Genomic DNA, 12,915 nt, shown 5'->3' on the forward strand with positions numbered 1-12,915 from the left:
TGGCGCGCCGGCGCGGGGTGTGGGGGGGGGGGGGGCGCCCCCCCCCCCACACCCCCCCTGCTGCGCAGGGGGGGTGACGGTCCGTCCGCTGCGCTCCCGGACCGGCGGGACAGGGTCCCACTATCAGGCTTCCGCTTCACTCCAGCCTAGTCGGCGGGTCCGCTGCGCTCCCCCGCCTGACGGTCCTTCCGGCTGCGCCTCCAGAACCGTTGAGCCCGCTGACGCGGGCCGGACTGGCTACAAGGGGTGGGGGTCGCTCGTTCGTGTGGGTTCCAGTGTAGTGGGTGCATCAGACTGATGCAGCATGTACCGTTGGCGGAAACGCGGGACACCCCCAATCACCCGGGAACCTCCCCGGAATTCCGAGAGGAACGACCGCAGATGACCGGTCACCACGAATCTATCGGACCAGATCCCGCGCTGAGCAGCGATTCTGTGCGCCGGGTGACGCAGTACCAGACGGCAGGCGTGAACGCCCGGTTGAAGGTGTTCGCGCTCCTGGAGGCGCAGGGCGTGCCCGCGAGCGAGGCGGACGACCTGGTGGCCGCGCTGGAGGCCGGGGCGGTCGCCGGGGCGCAGTGCGAGGTGGTGGAGCTGGGCGGCATGGCGCCGGCCTCTCGGGGCGCGCTGTTCGCGGACGGCTGGGATGAGGGCGTGAGGACCGTGAGCGAGGCCCTGGTGGGCATCGCGGACCGGGAGTGGTCCCGGCGCGGCGGCCGGTCGGCGGGGGCCGCTGAACTGGCCGTACATATGGCGGACGTGAGGCAGCGTGAGCGGGCCGACCTGGTGAGGCTGGAGAGGTTCGTCCGGGAGAGCGTGCTGCCGCGCACTCATCCGCACACCACGGCGCGGCGCCGGGTGCTGGAGGCGCTGGGTGAGGCCGGCGGTCTGTGCACGGCCCGGACGCGGAACGCGGACGGGGACGTCGTGGTCTGCACGCTTGACGCCGGGCACTACGACCCGGACGACAAGCCGCCTTTCAAGGACGGACGGCCCGGCGGCTGGCACAAGGCGGATGCGTCGATCTGGAACGACTTGGGCGCGGCCTGCATTCCGCACGCGGCCCTCTGAAAGACCACAGGAATTGACCGCTCGGGGAGGCATGGAAATGTCAGCGATTCAGCTCAAGGAACACCAGGTCGATCAGCGCTCCGCGTTTCGCAGGTGGGTGGGATTCCCTGCAAGGTCATCTGTGCCCCCGCAGGGTGCCCGGGGCACGATCGTGTCAGCGACCGGATCGGGCAAGACGATCACGGCCGCCGCGTGCGCGCTGGAGTGCTTCCCAGGCGGCCGCATCCTCGTCACGGTGCCGACTCTGGACCTGCTCGTGCAGACCGCCCAGGCGTGGCGGGCCGTGGGCCACCGGGCCCCGATGGTCGCGGTGTGCTCACTGGAGAACGACCCAGTGCTGAACGAGCTGGGGGTGCGCACCACCACCAATCCCATTCAGCTCGCCCTCTGGGCAGGGTCGGGGCCGGTGGTCGTGTTTGCCACGTACGCCTCTCTCGTGGACCGCGAGGACATCGACGCACCGGAGGGCCAGCGGAAGGTTCGCGGGCCGCTGGAGGCGGCTCTGGCGGGCGGAGAGCGGCTCTACGGCCAGCAGATGGCCCCGTTCGACCTCGCCATCGTGGATGAGGCCCACGGAACCGCCGGTGATCTTGGTCGTCCATGGGCCGCGATCCACGACAACAGCCGCATCCCCGCCGACTTCCGGCTCTACCTCACCGCCACACCGCGCATCCTGGCGGCGCCCCAGCCACGCAGGGACGCGGAGGGCCAGGAGGCGGAGATCGCGACCATGGCCGACGACCCCGAGGGCACCTACGGCGCGTGGCTCGCCGAGCTCGGACTGTCGGAGGCGATCGAGCGAAAGATCCTCGCCGGATTCGAGATCGACGTGCTGGAGATCCGCGACCCCTCGCCGGTCCTCGGGGAGTCGGAGGAGGCGCGGCGGGGCCGGCGCCTGGCGCTGCTGCAGACGGCGCTCTTGGAGCACGCCGCCGCGTACAACCTCCGTACGGTCATGACGTTCCACCAGAAGGTTGAGGAGGCCGCCGCGTTCGCGGAGAAGCTGCCCGAGACGGCAGCCGAGCTGTACCTCAACGACGCCACCGACGACGACCTGGCAGCCACAGACAAGCTGCCGAAGTCCTCCATCGACGCGGAGTTCTACGAACTCGAGGCCGGCCGCCACGTCCCGCCGGACCGAGTGTGGTCGGCGTGGCTGTGTGGCGATCACCTCGTGTCCGAGCGGCGCGAGGTGCTCAGGCAGTTCGCCAACGGCATCGACGCGGCCGGGCGGCGGGTGCACCGCGCCTTCCTGGCCAGCTGCCGCGTTCTCGGGGAGGGCGTGGACATCACCGGCGAACGGGGAGTGGAGGCCGTCTGCTTCGCTGACACCCGCGGCTCCCAGGTGGAGATCGTGCAGAACATCGGCCGGGCGCTCCGGCTCAACCGCGACGGCTCCACCAAGGTCGCCAGGATCATCGTGCCCATCTTCCTGGAGCCGAACGAGGACCCCACGGACATGGTCGCCAGCGCCTCGTTCCGCCCTCTTGTGGCGGTTCTCCAGGGCCTGCGTTCGCATGACGAACGTCTGGTCGAACAGCTCGCTTCCCGCGCGCTCACGAGCGGGAAGCGCAAGGTTCACGTCCGGCGTGACGAGGACGGGCAGATTATCGGGGCCGGCGGCGCGGGCGACGGCGAGGACCAGGAGCACGACGACACGCAGGCCGCCGCCGAAGCCGCCCTGCTCCACTTCTCCAGCCCACGCGACGCCGCCACGATCGCGGCGTTCCTGCGCACCCGGGTCTACCGGCCGGAGTCCCTGGTGTGGCTGGAGGGCTACCAGGCCCTGCTCCGGTGGCGGAAGGAGAACGAGATCACCGGCCTCTACGCCGTGCCCTACGACGTCGAGGTGGAAGTCGGAGTCACGAAGGATTTTCCGCTGGGGCGCTGGGTCCACCAGCAGAGGAAGGCGCTGCGGGCAGGTGAACTGGAGGAGCGGCGCAAGACCCTGCTCGACTTGCCGGAAGCCGGGATGGTGTGGGAACCGGGCGAGGAAGCCTGGGAGAACAAGCTCGCCGCGCTCCGGTCCTACCGACGCGCCACCGGGCACCTCGCCCCCCGGCAGGACGCCGTGTGGGGCGAGGGCGAGACCATGGTGCCCATCGGACAGCACATCGCCAACCTCCGCCGCAAAGGCGGCCTCGGCAAGAACCCCGAGGGGGCCACCGCCCGCGCGCAGCAGCTGACGGAGATCGACCCGGACTGGAACTGCCCCTGGCCGCTCAACTGGCAGCGGCACTACCGCGTCCTCGCCGACCTGGTCGACGCCGACGGCGCCCTCCCGGCCATCGAACCCGGCGTGCTGTTCGAGTGCGATGACCTGGGCAAGTGGCTCCAGCGGCAGAAGAATCCGGGCACCTGGGCGCAGCTGTCGACCGAGCAGCAGGAGCGGCTGTCCCAGCTGGGCGTACAGCCGCTTGAGGCGCCGTCTCCCGCCCCGGCGGCCACGCCTACGGCTAAGGGCCCAAGCAAGGCGCAGCAGGCGTTCCAGCGCGGCGTTCAGGCCCTTGCGCAGTACATCGCCCGGGAGGGCCACCACCGCGTCCCCAGGGCCCACGCAGAAGAGATCGCGGTGGAGGGCGAGGCCGCCTCGGTGGTCGTCAAGCTGGGTGTATGGGTATCGAACACAAAATCGAGGCGAGACCGGCTCACGGCGGAGCAGCTGGACGCACTGCGGCAGTTGGGCATCGAGTGGGCGTGACGAAGAGTCCGGGACAGCGGAATCGAGTCTGGCCCGTCACACGGGTCTGGTGAGCTTTGGGTAGGGCCGGTAGTGAGCGACTCCCGCTTAGGACATCCCCAGGGAGACAGTGAGGATCTTGGCGTCGAGTTCGTCGGCGAGAGCAAGCAGACGTGTGGAGCGCAGAACTCGGGGCAGCAGGCCGGCGGGCGCGAGGCTGTCGCGGATATGGGCGGCGCCGGCAGGTCCGTGGTGTGTTCGGGTGAGCCTGGTGACGAGCAGGTGGCGATTGCCCGTACCGAGTCGGCGCCGGTGCTCCTGGCAGCGCTGCAGCGCCTTCCACGTCGCGCTGTCCAGTGGGAGATGCACTGATCTGCCGGGAAAGCGGACGCTGTGGCGGTCGGGGTCGATGTCGGCGTCGGTGAACCGGCGCAGCTCGGTGATGGTTGCTGCGTGGAGGAGAGCGGCGAGGCCGATGAAGGCCTCGTGCGGGTGGATGTCGTGGTTGGTGGCCCACCGTTCGTACAGGGTGCGCTGCCTGGCCGGGGTGAGGGTGGGTCCGTGAAATCCCCTCTGCTGGACGGCGGTGATCGGGTCCGTGGGGTTGTGGAGGATGGCCCTGGAGTAGTGGGCGTGAGCGAAGAACTGACGCATGCCCGCGAGGTGGGAGGCGCGGCGGGCTGGGGCCAGGGCAAGGAAGGACTCCAGGTCTGCGGTGGTGACGCTCGCCCAGGCCCTGTGTCCCTCAAGATGGAGGGCCAGGTCGCGGATGGTGTCCAGACGGATCTCAACGGTCTCCAGCCGGTTCGGGCGCAGCCCGAGCTGCTGGGCTCGCTCGCGCTGGAGCAGCAGGAAATCTGCGAAGGCGGCGGCCTGGGGGCGCAGTGGGCCGGGGACGGCCCCGATGCGGCGGGTGCGGCGGGCTGCTGCGCGCCGGTCGGCGAGGTCCGGTGGCGGGGCGAGGCGGCCGTGGGTGCGGAAGAAATCGGTGAGCGCTCCCACGAGTTCGGGTGCACTGCTGCGGGCGTGCGCGAGCAGCTCTCCGGGGTCGTCGGTCGCGACCGCGGTGATCAAACGTGCGGTGGCGGCGACGATGTCGGCCGCGTAGATGGGGCGGCGGTGATCTGCGAGGTGTGCGGCAAAGTCGCTCCACCAGGGTGGTACGGCAGGCATGCGCTCGGCCCAGCCGACCGCACGGGTGATGACGGTGTGCGGTGAGTGCTCGTAGCAGCATTTGCACAGGCCCTTGGCCCACTGGCCGCTGGCGCCACAGCGTTCACAGTATGCCGGGGGCGGTGCGGTGGCCGGATCGGTGCAGGCCCGGCAGCGCCGGGTCGCCGCGTCAAGGGTGCGCCGGCGCCCGCAGTGCCGGCACGGGCCCCGTGCCCGTCGACCCTCCGAGCGGTGCCGGCAGGCCGCGCACAGGTCCTGGGCGGATCGCCGTGGAGCGCCGCACAGGGCGCAGGTCCGTGAGCACCAGGCGCAGCGGCCGGTGTCGGGGCGCAGCCGTCGCAGGCGGTGGCAGGCCGGGCAGGTGTCCCTGGCCGTCCGGGGCACGGCAGCGGCAAAAGGCGCGGGTGGGTTCGCGGCGGGCTCGGGTGCGGTCACAGCGGTGGCAGTGATCGGTGGCGGGACGCGGGCTGCTGCTGCGGAGGCTGCCGGTCGGGGACCGGGTCGGGGCGCGGCGGAGGCATTGAGGATGCGGTGGATCCGGGCAGGGTCAGCAGGTCGCCGGGGGTGCAGTCGAGGGCGGCGCACAGTGCGGCCAGGGTGGACAGCTTCACCTGGGAAGGCTGTTTGGTGAAGAGGGCGGACACCGATGCCGCGGACAGTTCGAGACCGGCGCGCTCGGCCAGGAGACGGCGCAGTTCGGTGCCGGTCCAGATGCCGCGCTGTGCCGCGGTCATGCGCAGTCTCCACTCCGCCACCGGTGGCGGGGCGGGTGTCTCCACGGCACGCAGAGGAGGTGTTGTCACGAGGTATCCCGGAGGTCAGCCGGCCAGGCCGGTCAGGGCTCGGGACGTGGCGCGGCGCCAGGCATCCTCGACGAAGGTGAGGCAGGGCCGGACGTAGGCCATGGTGGAGGCGATGTGCTCGTGGCCGAGCAGTTGCTGGACGGTGATCAGGTCCATGCCCTGTTCGTAGTGGTGGGTGGCGCAGGCGCGGCGCAGGTCGTGCGGGGTGAACTGGTCACCTTCGATGCGGCCTTCGGTGTCCAGAAGGCGGGCCAGGCGGTCGCGTACGGTTTCCGGCTTCAGCGCCGCGCCGTGGGCGCTGCGCCCGTGGCAGCGGCTGGGCGACTGGGCGGCCGATCAGGTCCGCTTCACCGGGGCGTGGGTCCGGGGCGGTTTCGGCCGCCAGGCCGTCGTCGTCCTGGTCCACGCCGTCACCGCGCCGCGCACCAGCTGGCGCATCATGCGCACCCCCGCCACCGAGACCCGAACGCCGACGCCCGTACGCGATCCGGACTGGGTCGCCAACCGCAACAGAGGAGAGCACGAGTAGACGGAAAGTCGCCGACTCCCCTATAGGCAGTCGACCCACTAGACCCCCCTCGACAGCGCAAGGCCCGGACCAGGCGTCCGGGCCTTCGTCGTGCCCCGGGATCTTTCTCACCGGCCGCTGCTGTCCGGGTCCCAGCTTCCGGCCCTACGGGGTGAAAGAGCCGTGCCCGCCAGGACGAGACGCAAGCACCTGCGCCCTGTCACTGTCCCGCCCGCCATGTCGAACTCACGCCGGAGGCAGTACCGATGACCAGCCGCCAGACACCCGGGGCAACACCCACGCCGATCGCCGCTACGCTGAACACGCCACCCTGGGCCAGGGCTACGACCCCACAGGGACGCTCTCACGCAGAGAGCCGCAGGACCGCCGACCGCGAGGCGCTCACCACCCCCACGCGGACGACACCACCACAGGTGTCCGCTGTCCTCGATTCCTCTGCTCAAGGGAGCAGCATCATGACCCGGGACAACGTTCCCGCGCCCGTACAGCCGCCCGTCCCCGCGCCCGTCCCGCAGCAGCCCGCTGCCGGTGCCGGCCTGACCGCCGCGATAGCTCAGGGCGCCGCCCAGGGGGCCGCCCAGGGGGCCGCCCGGTCCATCACGGCCCGGCTGGTGGACAAGTTCCTCACCAACCCGCCCGACTGGCTCAGAACCCTGTGGCACGCGCTACCGAAGCCCTGGGAGTAGCCGCCCCGGCCGGGCAGGACGGACCTGCCCGGCCATGTCGCCGCTCGCGCGTCAGCCGCGGAAGCGGGAGAGCCAGGTGCCGCCGGCCTTCTGCTCGGGCACGGCCTGGTCGTGCTCCTGGTGCTCAGGCCCGGCCTGCTCGGCTTGGCGTTCGGCCGTGATGGCGCGCTGCTTGCAGTCGTCGCACAGGTGCGGGTGGGTCTCGCGCGGGGCGTCCCACCCGGCGGGCTCGATGGCCTTCCACCGTTCGTCGGTGAACCGGGTGCCGCAGCCGGCGCACACGGGACGGCGGGCCTCCCGCTCGGCCCGGTGCTCTGCGGCGATGCGGCGCAGCTCCTCCTTGTGCTCCCGCTGCCGGGCGGCGTACTCGGCCTGCTTGCGGGCGTCGTGGGCTTCGCGGCGCGGGTTGCCGATCGCCTCGATGAGCGTCTGGTTCTGCGGTCGGCCGAAGCGCCGGAAGACCGCTCCGGCCGGGCCGTGCTCCTGGAGCTGCTTCATGCCGGTGACGACGATGGGCAGCTTGCCGTCGTACATGTGGAAGCCCCCGTCGTACGCGGTGCCCTTCCAGTGCCGCTCGGTCAGCTCGGCCAGCTGCGCGATGACGGTGTTGGGGTTGCGCGGGCCGATCCGGTTGAAGACGAGCAGCAGCGGCGGGTGCGGCTGGTCGCCGTGGCGTCCGTCGGGAACCCACCAACGGGTGCGCCACATCGGCCGCTCTTTGCCGTCGACGTCCTTACCTTGCGCTGGCAGAACCGCATGTACTTGTCGATCTCCACGAACAGCAGCGGCACCCCGTCCTCGGGCGCGGTGATGACGATGTCCGCCTGGGCGCCGCCCTTGCCCGGGTTGGACCAGGTGCCCGTCGCGGGCAGCGCCACCTCGGTCGCGTAGGAGGCGATGGTGCCCAACCCGCCCGGCGCGTCGAAGGCGGCCTGCGCGGCGGCGCGAACGTCGGCCGGCTCCTTGGCGAGCTGGGCGAGGTCCGGCTTCGGGCGCAGCAGGGCGAGCACGGCTTCGTTGACCGTCATCGAGTGGGAGGCCCCGGTGCGGCCCGCGCCGCGGGCCGGGTTGCCCATCTCCCCTACCGGCCGCCCCAGCTCGCGCGCGGCGGCCTTCAGACGCCATCCGCTTTCCGAACGTGATCGTTTGGTTCGGGCTGGGTGGGCATGAACTCCGGCCGGCGGCGGGAGAGATGGGCGTGGTTCGTCCGTTCGTCTCGCTTGTGGAGGTGGCTGGTGCCGTCGGTGCTCGGTCTGCTGGAGGCCCGGGAGAAGAAGGTCCGGGAAGAGGTGGCACGGCTGCGGGAGGAGGCCGAGCGGGTGCAGGCCGCCCTCGGCGAGGCGGAACGGGCACTTCAGCGTCTGGCGGATGCCCGTGTGACGGTGGCCGAGGTACTGGCCGAGCCGCCCGTCTCGGTCACGGAGCCGGTGGTGAGTGCGGTGGCGGGGTCGGTGGTGCCCAGACGGACCGAGGGCATGACAGCGACGGTCCTGCCTCCGGACTACCAGCGGATCATGTCCGTGCTGGAGTCGGATGCGGCCCGGGAGGGTATGCGGTGCCAGCAGCTGGCCGTGGCCCTGGGTCTTCAGGCGGTTCCAGCGAAGGTCGAAGGGCTGCGGTCGAAGGCGAAACGCCTGGTGGAGCGGGGGTGGGCGCTCCAGGTGCGGCCAGGCGGCTGCTCATGAGCATGGTCATGGACCACAGCACCATGGCCTCGTGTATGGCGGGCAGTGTCTCGTAGTCGCGCACCAGGCGGCGCGATCGCATCAGCCAGCTCAGGGTGCGCTCCACCACCCACCTGCGCGGCAGCACCACGGCCTCGTGTATGGCGGGCAGTGTCTCGTAGTCGCGCACCAGGCGGCGCGATCGCATCAGCCAGCTCAGGGTGCGCTCCACCACCCACCGGCGCGGCAGCACCATGAACCCGCTGGTGTCGTCGGTGCGTTTGACGATCTCAAGGGTGAGCTGGAGCTTCTCGGCCGCCCAGTCGACGAGCCGACCCGCATAGCCGCCGTCCGCCCAGACGAGGCGGATGGAGAAGTACATGTTGCGCAGCCGCTCCAGCAAGGGCAGTGCGGCGTCGCGGTCCTGCACGCTCGCCGCACTCACCGCGACGGCCAGGACCAGGCCGAGGCAGTCCACCACCAGGTGCCGCTTGCGGCCGCCCACCCTTTTGCCGCCGTCCCACCCGGACGTCGAGCGCGGGATGTTCGTCGCCGCCCGCAGTGACTGTGAGTCCACGATGGCGGCCGTCGGGTCCGGCGAACGGCCCTCTTTCTGGCGGACCTTGTCGCGCAGCCGGTCGTGGAGCTCGGTGAGCAGGCCCGTCACCTGCCAGCGTCGGGCGAACGCATGCACCCGCCGGTACGGCGGGAAGTCACAGGGCAGGTTGACCCACTTGACGCCGTTGTCGACGACATAGCGGACTGCGTCAAGCATCACGCGGTGGCAATAGCCCTCCGGCCGCCCGCCCCGCCCCTGAAGCCACGCGGGGACCGGCAGCAGCGGCCGGATGACCTGCCATTCGGCCTCCGTAAGGTCGGAGCCGTAACACCGCACGCGGTCCGGCCCATCCGCCGCATTGCCGAACCTGTGCGCGAGACAGTCACACGCAGGAGACGACGCGTTGGACTCCACTGACACAAGCGCGACAGACTGCGACACAGGGCCTCCTGGTGCTGCTCGGTCGGGATCGCAACCCCGAGCTACCAGGAGGCCCTGCCGTTATGCCCCGACCACCGAGAGATCACCCGATCAGGAACCGTGTTCGACTGATCAAGCCTGCCCAGCGGTAAGCGGATGGCTTCTAAGCTTGGCGTTTAACCTTGCGGGTCACTCGTCCTGCTGACCTGCGGTTCTTCACGGGACAGCGGAGACGGCCGTTCTCCACGCTTCGAGATGTCGAGTAACGAAGCGAGAGAACGGCCGCTGCTCATGAGTCTGCCCGTCGGTGTGTCCGGAATCGAGGCGTTGGGTCTGTTGTCCCGCTTTCGGGTCGAGTTCTATGAGTGTCTGTACAAGCGGGCGGACGCGCTCTTCGAGCTCACCGACGCGGTGCTCTGCGCGGACGGGCCGGTGAAGACCCTGGTCGAGCTCTCCTTGGCGGTCGAGCACCGGCGCGGGCACGGTGCGCTGTACGCAGCCCTGGACCGTGGCTGGCTGGAGCCGACACGGTTGCGCCGCGCGCTGGCGGGCCTTCCGCTGCCGAAGGCGGCCGACGGGCGGATCGTGCTCGCCGTGGACGTGTCGCACTGGCTGCGACCCGATGCTCCCACCAGCGGCGACCGGCTCTTCTGTCATGTCTATGGACGCGGCGACCGCAGCTCGGACCAGTTGGTGCCCGGCTGGCCCTACTCCTTCGTCGCGGCCCTGGAGTCCGGCCGCACCTCCTGGGTCGCTCTTCTGGACGCGGTCCGCCTGGGCCCGGCCGACGACGCCACCACCGCCACGGTCGTCCAACTCCACGATGTGGTCCAGCGGTTGACGAGTGCAGGCCACTGGAGACCGGGTGATCCGGATATCCTGATTGTGATGGATTCCGGCTACGACGTCGCCTATCTGACCCACGCTCTCGCCGACCTCCCCGTCGTGCTGGTCGGGCGCCTACGCTCGGACCGGGTCATGCTCCGCGACCCCGGCCCCGCCCGGTCGGGTCCCCGGGGCGGACGTCCCCGCCGGCATGGCGGCGTCCTCACGTTCAAGAAGCCCGACAGCTGGCACGAGCCCAACGTCACGACCGCGACGGACACCACCCACTACGGCACGGCCACCGCCACGGCCTGGGACCGGATGCACCCCCGGCTTACCCACCGCGGCCCCTGGCTGGAGCACGCCAAGGAAGAACTCCCTGTCCGGCACGGCACGTTGATCCACCTGAAGGTCGAACGCCTGCCCGGCGACCGGGACCCGAAACCGGTCTGGCTGTGGTGCTCGGCCACCGCCGCCACCGGCGCGGATGTGGACCGCTGGTGGCAGTCGTTCCTTCGCAGATTCGACCTGGAACACACCTTCCGGCTCATGAAACAAACCCTGGGCTGGACCGCCCCGAAGATCCGCCACCCGGACAGCGCCGACCTGTGGACGTGGCTCATCATCGTCGTCCACACCCAGCTCCGCCTTGCCCGTCCGCTGGCCGAGGACCTCCGTCGCCCCTGGGAGCGGCCCGCCGAGCCCCGCCGTCTCACCCCCGCCCGGGTGCGGCGAGGGTTTCGCAACATCCGCCCGACCACCGCTCGCCCAGCGACGGCACCGAAACCGTCCAAGCCGGGCCCGGGACGCCCTCCCGGCTCGAAGAACAAGCAGCGGGCCACACGTCACGACGTCGGAAAGACGGTCAAACGCGCCGAGACGATCAAGGAACACCAAGGACGACGAGGATAAATCCCAAGCTAAGGTCCGTGACTGGTGGCCAGCGCGGCCACTGAGGAGGGCCTGTGCCGGTAGCGGGGCTGCGGCTTGCGGCCGTTTCCGGACCAGGCAGGTGCGGTGGGCTGCACGTCGTGCGGGTGGACGATCACGTCCGAACGGACCGCCACGACATAGCCGATGCCCCGCTCGTTCAGGCCGTGCCGGAAATCGGCGTTCTGCCCGTAGCCGGCGTCGGCCACCACCACCGGCGGCACCAGACCCCACCCGGCCAGCTCGTCGAGGGTGTCCAGGGCCAGACGCCATTTCTCCCGGTGCCCGACCTCTGCCGGCATCCCGGTCTTCTGCCGCCGTGGGGCATCGCGCGCCCACTCCTCGGGCACGAGCAGCCGCCACTGCAGCGGACAGGAGGCGGTATCGGAGACCGCGTGCACACTCACCGCGACCTGGCAGTTGGCCTGCTTGCCCAACGCCCCGCAGTACTGGCGCGTAACCGCCACCGACATCCGGCCGTCCTTGGGGAACGACACGTCATCGACCGCCCAGGCATCCGGGCCGATCTGCGGCACCATCCGCTGCGCGATCCGCCGCCGCACCGGCAGCGGATCCCAGGTCGACTGGTTCACGAACTGCTGCAGGTTCTGCTCGTTGCCGTCCGGCAGCCGCTCCGCCATCGGCTGGATCAACTTACGCCGCCCGTCCAGCATCAGCCCGCGCAGATAGCAGTCACCCTTCGCCCGCTGGTCCTTGCGCGGCACCGATGCGAACACATCAGCGACGAACAACGCCAGCTTCGCCCGAGCCAGGTTCACTTCACATGCATCCACACCCTGCACATGCCCCCAAACAGGACCGCGAGACAGACCTAACGGAGCCCTACTAGGACCCGGTGAACCACCCGCCGGATCATCGACAACAGGAGGGGGAATTCATGCCGGACCCGAAGGCCAGAGGCCCCATTGCAGAGCCATTGAAGACGGTAATGGGGGTGCACCCAGGGGTGCACCCCCGCCTATCGACCCGTCTGGTGACCGTGGGCACTTCGCTGACCTGCGGACGCACCAAGACCCGCCGCAGCGATGACCAACAGCTGCTGTTCAGCCGTGCTGCTCGATCCGCTCTCCGCGACTACTGCTGCGAACCCAGTGAACGCACCTTGGGCGATCCCCTGTTGCGGTTCCACAGAACTCTTCGACGGCTTTTCTGACTAGCGGGATCGGAATAGTACTCCGGGGGTCATGGAATTCCGGGATTGCGGGGTCCCGAACCACTCTCGGGTCGAAAGCAGGCGGATTTTCATTATCCGACACCCAAGTGTAATCCGAGATCCCGTCTTTAGCTCTCTCGGCTCGTTCAGCGTCAACGTACCAGATAAGTGCCCCATATCCGCTCGTCGGATTGGCCGCGACGTGTAGATAGTTGTCAGGCCACCAGTCAAACGTGTCATTCGTGTGTCGCGAATCGGCGAAGCTGAATATGGCGTCGTCGCCCGCACTGATCCAGTTGACGTCGGTTCTCTCACCTCGCATAGTACTCATGACCCGATCGATCACGGCTGAGATTTCCGGTTGCCCTTCGGCGTACAGATAATCACCCCGAAATGCCACA

General features: G+C 70.0%; 11 protein-coding genes and 2 pseudogenes. 6 read left to right on the forward strand and 7 right to left on the reverse strand.

Going from position 1 to position 12,915, the window contains the following annotated elements; translation table 11 throughout:
* Positions 1-444: 444 nt before the first annotated feature.
* Positions 445-1,071, forward strand: a complete 627-nt coding sequence (locus ACGFRF_RS24495; protein ID WP_393743266.1) for a hypothetical protein — start codon at positions 445-447, stop codon at positions 1,069-1,071.
* A 37-nt stretch (positions 1,072-1,108) separates the two neighbouring features.
* Positions 1,109-3,772 carry a Helicase associated domain protein gene (locus ACGFRF_RS24500; RefSeq protein ID WP_393743268.1) on the forward strand — a complete coding sequence of 888 codons (2,664 nt, stop codon included), beginning with the start codon at positions 1,109-1,111 and terminating at the stop codon, positions 3,770-3,772.
* Positions 3,773-3,859: 87 nt separating this feature from the next.
* Here the strand turns inward: ACGFRF_RS24500 and ACGFRF_RS24505 are convergent, their stop codons facing one another.
* The 3 genes from ACGFRF_RS24505 to ACGFRF_RS24515 form a co-directional block, all read right to left on the reverse strand.
* The gene (locus tag ACGFRF_RS24505; protein WP_393743270.1) at positions 3,860-4,924 is read right to left on the reverse strand and encodes a hypothetical protein; all 1,065 of its coding nucleotides are present in this window, start codon (positions 4,922-4,924) and stop codon (positions 3,860-3,862) included.
* Between the two features lie 431 nt (positions 4,925-5,355).
* Positions 5,356-5,658 carry a helix-turn-helix domain-containing protein gene (locus ACGFRF_RS24510; RefSeq protein WP_393743272.1) on the reverse strand — a complete coding sequence of 101 codons (303 nt, stop codon included), beginning with the start codon at positions 5,656-5,658 and terminating at the stop codon, positions 5,356-5,358.
* An 84-nt stretch (positions 5,659-5,742) separates the two neighbouring features.
* Entirely contained in the window at positions 5,743-6,009 is a 267-nt protein-coding gene (locus ACGFRF_RS24515; RefSeq protein WP_393743694.1) for a tyrosine-type recombinase/integrase, read from the reverse strand.
* Here ACGFRF_RS24515 and ACGFRF_RS24520 point away from each other — a divergent pair.
* Entirely contained in the window at positions 5,963-6,256 is a 294-nt protein-coding gene (locus ACGFRF_RS24520) for a hypothetical protein (RefSeq protein ID WP_393743274.1), read from the forward strand. The genes ACGFRF_RS24515 and ACGFRF_RS24520 overlap by 47 nt on opposite strands.
* Before the next feature lie 455 nt (positions 6,257-6,711).
* Positions 6,712-6,942, forward strand: coding sequence for a hypothetical protein (locus ACGFRF_RS24525; RefSeq protein WP_393743276.1), 231 nt, complete (start codon positions 6,712-6,714; stop codon positions 6,940-6,942).
* A gap of 51 nt (positions 6,943-6,993) precedes the next feature.
* Here the strand turns inward: ACGFRF_RS24525 and ACGFRF_RS24530 are convergent, their stop codons facing one another.
* Positions 6,994-7,650 (reverse strand): hypothetical protein, encoded by a 657-nt coding sequence (locus tag ACGFRF_RS24530; RefSeq protein ID WP_393743278.1) that lies wholly within the window; start codon positions 7,648-7,650, stop codon positions 6,994-6,996.
* Between the two features lie 527 nt (positions 7,651-8,177).
* On the opposite strand from ACGFRF_RS24530, the gene ACGFRF_RS24535 reads away from it, so the two are divergent.
* Positions 8,178-8,627, forward strand: a complete 450-nt coding sequence (locus ACGFRF_RS24535; RefSeq protein WP_393743280.1) for a hypothetical protein — start codon at positions 8,178-8,180, stop codon at positions 8,625-8,627.
* 136 nt (positions 8,628-8,763) lie between these two features.
* Here the strand turns inward: ACGFRF_RS24535 and ACGFRF_RS24540 are convergent.
* A pseudogene (locus ACGFRF_RS24540) lies at positions 8,764-9,606 on the reverse strand (IS5 family transposase); the annotation flags it as partial.
* A 270-nt stretch (positions 9,607-9,876) separates the two neighbouring features.
* Between ACGFRF_RS24540 and ACGFRF_RS24545 the strand changes: the two are divergent.
* Positions 9,877-11,322: an NF041680 family putative transposase gene (locus ACGFRF_RS24545; RefSeq protein ID WP_393743282.1), complete on the forward strand. Its 1,446-nt coding sequence runs from the start codon at positions 9,877-9,879 to the stop codon at positions 11,320-11,322.
* Between the two features lie 14 nt (positions 11,323-11,336).
* Here the strand turns inward: ACGFRF_RS24545 and ACGFRF_RS24550 are convergent.
* A pseudogene (locus ACGFRF_RS24550) lies at positions 11,337-12,134 on the reverse strand (IS701 family transposase); the annotation flags it as partial.
* 270 nt (positions 12,135-12,404) lie between these two features.
* Positions 12,405-12,914, reverse strand: a complete 510-nt coding sequence (locus ACGFRF_RS24555; RefSeq protein WP_393743696.1) for an Imm1 family immunity protein — start codon at positions 12,912-12,914, stop codon at positions 12,405-12,407.
* Position 12,915 lies beyond the last annotated feature (1 nt).

This window comes from Streptomyces sp. NPDC048521 (assembly GCF_043199855.1).
Lineage (GTDB): Bacteria > Actinomycetota > Actinomycetes > Streptomycetales > Streptomycetaceae > Streptomyces.

Bases quoted from the DNA above. Each gene is read 5' to 3' on its own strand.
- ACGFRF_RS24530 (WP_393743278.1), bottom strand. From the start codon at position 7,650: ATGTGGCGCACCCGTTGGTGGGTTCCCGACGGACGCCACGGCGACCAG.
- ACGFRF_RS24525 (WP_393743276.1), top strand. From the start codon at position 6,712: ATGACCCGGGACAACGTTCCCGCGCCCGTACAGCCGCCCGTCCCCGCG.
- ACGFRF_RS24500 (WP_393743268.1), top strand. From the start codon at position 1,109: ATGTCAGCGATTCAGCTCAAGGAACACCAGGTCGATCAGCGCTCCGCG.
- ACGFRF_RS24505 (WP_393743270.1), bottom strand. From the start codon at position 4,924: ATGCCTGCCGTACCACCCTGGTGGAGCGACTTTGCCGCACACCTCGCA.
- ACGFRF_RS24545 (WP_393743282.1), top strand. From the start codon at position 9,877: ATGAGTCTGCCCGTCGGTGTGTCCGGAATCGAGGCGTTGGGTCTGTTG.
- ACGFRF_RS24510 (WP_393743272.1), bottom strand. From the start codon at position 5,658: ATGACCGCGGCACAGCGCGGCATCTGGACCGGCACCGAACTGCGCCGT.